General features: G+C 59.5%; 2 protein-coding genes. Both read left to right on the top strand.

The annotated features are described in order from the left end of the window. The first annotated feature begins 257 nt into the window (after nt 1-257). A complete protein-coding gene (locus tag K6N12_RS33480; RefSeq protein ID WP_131711872.1) occupies nt 258-1,130 on the top strand; it encodes a carbohydrate ABC transporter permease in 873 nt (290 codons plus the stop codon). Nucleotide 1,131: 1 nt separating this feature from the next. Then, nucleotides 1,132-1,962 carry a carbohydrate ABC transporter permease gene (locus K6N12_RS33475; RefSeq protein ID WP_064819036.1) on the top strand — a complete coding sequence of 277 codons (831 nt, stop codon included), beginning with the start codon at nt 1,132-1,134 and terminating at the stop codon, nt 1,960-1,962. The last annotated feature ends 106 nt before the right edge of the window (nt 1,963-2,068 follow it).

The following is a 2,068-nucleotide window of genomic DNA, read 5'->3' as shown; positions in this document are numbered from 1 at the left end:
ACGGCGGTGGGTCAGCAGTTCTCGGCAGCCCTTGCCGGCCAGATTTCGGTCGATCAGGCGTTGAAGAGCGCCCAGCAGCTGGCAACCCGGGAAATGACCAAAGCCGGCTACATCAAATAACAACCTCCTGAGCAAGAGGCGGATTCTTGACAATCCGCCCCTCTGGGCCGCCGATGCCCGAACTGCATCGGCGGCCGCTTTTTCAGACAAAGCCTTCCTGCGGCCGCTCCCCGCTTCAGATCAGATCGGTGATTGCCATGGCAACCTTGCATACCCGCTCCGCGGCGCGCCTGATGATTGCGCCCTCCGTGCTGCTCCTCTTTGCATGGATGATCGTCCCACTTGCGATGACGATCTATTTCTCGCTGCTGAACTACAATCTGCTCAGCCCCGGCATGGAGAGTTTCGTCGGTCTGCTCAACTACGAATACTTCCTGTCCGATCCGGCCTTCATCGCGGCGCTGATCAATACGCTGCTGCTCGTTGCCGGCGTGTTGCTGATCACCGTCATCGGCGGCATCGCCTTTGCGCTGCTGCTTGATCAGCCGATGTACGGACAGGGCATCGTGCGCATTCTGGTGATCGCGCCGTTCTTCGTCATGCCGACGGTGGCAGCACTGGTGTGGAAGAACATGTTCATGAACCCGGTCAACGGCCTGTTTGCCCATCTTGCCAAGGCGCTCGGCCTGCAGCCGATCGACTGGCTGGCGAATGCGCCGCTGTTCTCCGTCATTCTGATCGTCGCCTGGCAATGGCTGCCCTTTGCCACCCTCATCATGCTGACGGCGCTGCAGTCGCTTGACGAGGAGCAGAAGGAAGCCTCCGAAATGGACGGCGCCGGTCCGATCTCGAAATTCATCTACATCATCCTGCCGCACATGGCGCGGGCCATCACCGTGGTGATCCTGATCCAGACGATCTTCCTGCTTTCGGTCTTTGCCGAAATTCTCGTCACCACCAATGGCGGGCCGGGCACCGACAGCACCAACCTCACCTATCTCGTCTATGCCCAGGCGCTGCTGCAGTTCGATATCGGCGGCGCTTCGGCGGGCGGCATCGTCGCCGTCGTGCTTGCCAATATCGTCGCGATCTTCCTCGTCCGCCTCGTCGGCAAGAATCTGGAGGCTTGAGATGGCCAGAAAAGTCACAACGCAGCGCAAGGTCATCGTCACCGCGATCGCCTGGACGCTCGGCATCCTGATCTTCTTCCCGATCCTCTGGACGTTCCTGACCAGCTTCAAGTCGGAAGCCGATGCCATCGCCTCGCCACCGCAGTTCCTGTTCTTCCATTGGACGACGGAGAACTATGCGGAGGTGCAGAGCCGGTCGAACTATCTCAGCCACTTCATGAACTCGGTGATCATTTCCTTCGGCTCGACGCTGATCGGCCTGATCATCGCTATTCCCGCCGCCTGGGCGATGGCGTTTTCGCCGACCAAGCGGACCAAGGACGTGCTGATGTGGATGCTGTCGACCAAGATGATGCCGCCTGTGGGCGCGCTGATCCCGATCTACCTGCTGTTTCGCAATTCGGGCCTGCTCGACACGCGCACCGGCCTGGTGATTGTGCTGACACTGATCAATCTGCCGATCATCGTCTGGATGCTCTATACCTACTTCAAGGAAATCCCGGGCGAAATCCTCGAGGCGGCCCGCATGGACGGGGCATCGCTGATGAAGGAGATCGTCTACGTGCTGACGCCGATGGCGGTGCCCGGCATTGCCTCGACGCTGCTTTTGAACATCATCCTTGCCTGGAACGAGGCGTTCTGGACGCTCAATCTCACCGCCTCCAAGGCGGCGCCGCTGACGGCCTTCATCGCTTCCTATTCCAGTCCGGAAGGCCTGTTCTACGCCAAGCTGTCGGCGGCATCGACGATGGCGATCGCGCCGATCCTGATCCTTGGCTGGTTCAGCCAGAAACAACTCGTCCGCGGCCTGACCTTCGGCGCTGTGAAATAAGATAAAGGGAGACAAACATGGGCAGCATTACCCTTCAGAAGGTTTCCAAGGTCTTCGGCGAAGCCAAGGTCATCCCTTCGATCGATCTCGATATCAAGGACGGCGA

Source organism: Rhizobium redzepovicii (assembly GCF_019793435.1).
Lineage (GTDB): Bacteria > Pseudomonadota > Alphaproteobacteria > Rhizobiales > Rhizobiaceae > Rhizobium > Rhizobium redzepovicii.
This window is presented reverse-complemented; position numbering and strand designations above follow the sequence as displayed.